This window comes from Robertkochia marina, assembly GCF_004799345.1.
In the GTDB taxonomy this organism is placed as follows: domain Bacteria; phylum Bacteroidota; class Bacteroidia; order Flavobacteriales; family Flavobacteriaceae; genus Robertkochia; species Robertkochia marina.
On the sequence record NZ_SSMC01000006.1, the window covers coordinates 1 to 2541 of the forward strand.

General features: G+C 49.6%; 2 rRNA genes. Both read left to right on the forward strand.

Going from position 1 to position 2541, the window contains the following annotated elements:
* Positions 1-2253, forward strand: a 23S ribosomal RNA gene (locus E7Z59_RS15140); the annotation flags it as partial.
* A 143-nt stretch (positions 2254-2396) separates the two neighbouring features.
* A 5S ribosomal RNA gene (gene rrf, locus E7Z59_RS15145) occupies positions 2397-2504 on the forward strand.
* Positions 2505-2541: the final 37 nt, after the last annotated feature.

Here is a 2541-nt window from a genome sequence, read left to right on the forward strand (position 1 = left end):
GGGGTGACGGCGTGCCTTTTGCATAATGAGCCTACGAGTTACCGTTGCTAGCGAGGTTAAGTGATTCAGTCACGGAGCCGTAGCGAAAGCGAGTCTGAATAGGGCGCTATAGTTAGTAGTGGTAGACGCGAAACCGTGTGATCTACCCATGGGCAGGGTGAAGCTGTGGTAACACATAGTGGAGGCCCGAACCGGTTGACGTTGAAAAGTCTTCGGATGACCTGTGGGTAGGGGTGAAAGGCCAATCAAACTCGGAAATAGCTCGTACTCCCCGAAATGCATTTAGGTGCAGCGTTGTAATAGTTTTATAGAGGTAGAGCTACTGATTGGATGCGGGGGCTTCACCGCCTACCAATTCCTGACAAACTCCGAATGCTATAAAATGTTTTACAGCAGTGAGGGCATGGGTGCTAAGGTCCATGTCCGAGAGGGAAAGAACCCGGACCATCAGCTAAGGTCCCCAAGTGTATACTAAGTTGAATAAACGCGGTTTGATTGCTTAGACAGCTAGGATGTTGGCTTGGAAGCAGCCATTCATTTAAAGAGTGCGTAACAGCTCACTAGTCGAGCGATCGAGCATGGATAATAATCGGGCATAAGTATACCACCGAAGCTATGGACTTTATAAAAGTGGTAGGGGAGCATTCTATGGGCGTTGAAGGTGAACTGCGAGGTTTGCTGGAGCGCATAGAAAAGAAAATGTAGGCATAAGTAACGATAATGCGGGCGAGAAACCCGCACGCCGAAAAACCAAGGTTTCCTCAGCTATGCTAATCAGCTGAGGGTTAGTCAGGGCCTAACGCGAACCCGAAGGGGGTAGTGGATGGACAACAGGTTAATATTCCTGTACCTGCATAACGACAAAAGTGACGGAGGCGAATAGTTGGTGCGCACTGACGGAATAGTGCGTTGAAGGGAGTGGTAACACCCCGATAGTACACTAAGGCTACGGCTGCGGTGATAATCCAGCGAATCGACTTCCAAGAAAAGCGAGTTATGCAGCCTGTACCGTAAACCGACACAGGTGGTTGGGATGAGTATTCTAAGGCGCTCGAGAGATTCATGGCTAAGGAACTAGGCAAAATAGACCTGTAACTTCGGGAGAAAGGTCGCCTATCGCAAGATAGGCCGCAGTGAAAAGGTCCAGGCGACTGTTTATCAAAAACACAGGGCTCTGCTAAATCGAAAGATGATGTATAGGGCCTGACACCTGCCCGGTGCTGGAAGGTTAAGGGGAGATGTTAGCTTCGGCGAAGCATTGAACTGAAGCCCCAGTAAACGGCGGCCGTAACTATAACGGTCCTAAGGTAGCGAAATTCCTTGTCGGGTAAGTTCCGACCTGCACGAATGGTGTAACGATCTGGACACTGTCTCGGCCATGAGCTCGGTGAAATTGTAGTATCGGTGAAGATGCCGATTACCCGCAGTGGGACGAAAAGACCCCGTGCACCTTTACTATAGCTTCGTATTGACTTTGGATAAGTGATGTGTAGGATAGGTGGGAGACTTTGAAGCGGCATCGCCAGGTGTTGTGGAGTCATTGTTGAAATACCACCCTTTACTTATTTGAAGCCTAACTTCTTTGTAGAAGGACAGTGCGTGGTGGGTAGTTTGACTGGGGTGGTCGCCTCCAAAAGAGTAACGGAGGCTTCTAAAGGTTCCCTCAGCACGCTTGGTAACCGTGCGTAGAGTGCAATGGCATAAGGGAGCTTGACTGAGAGACCTACAAGTCGATCAGGTACGAAAGTAGAGCATAGTGATCCGGTGGTTCCGTATGGAAGGGCCATCGCTCAAAGGATAAAAGGTACGCCGGGGATAACAGGCTGATCTCCCCCAAGAGCTCACATCGACGGGGGGGTTTGGCACCTCGATGTCGGCTCGTCACATCCTGGGGCTGGAGAAGGTCCCAAGGGTTGGGCTGTTCGCCCATTAAAGTGGCACGCGAGCTGGGTTCAGAACGTCGTGAGACAGTTCGGTCTCTATCTACTGTGGGCGTTAGAAATTTGAGTGGACCTGACTCTAGTACGAGAGGACCGAGTTGGACCAACCTCTGGTGTAGCTGTTGTTCTGCCAAGGGCATTGCAGCGTAGCTATGTTGGGAAGGGATAAGCGCTGAAAGCATATAAGCGCGAAACCCGCCACAAGATGAGATTTCTTTAAAGGGTCGTGAGAGACGATCACGTTGATAGGCTACAGGTGTAAAGGCAGTAATGTCATAGCCGAGTAGTACTAATAACCCGTAGGCTTATGTACATCAGTCCCCTGCTTGGCAAAAGGGCAGGGGGCGCAAACTCTTTTTCATAAAGACAAACAGTAAGAATCAATACAAAAAATATACTCGACTTATTTATCTCAATATGTTACTTTATTACGATGCGAACACGCATACGACGACTTAAGGTGGTTATTGCGTCGGGGCTCACCTCTTCCCATTCCGAACAGAGCAGTTAAGCCCGACAGCGCCGATGGTACTACGAAAGTGGGAGAGTAGGTCGCCGCCTTCTTTGAAAGCCCTTCACGAAAGTGAGGGGCTTTTTTTAT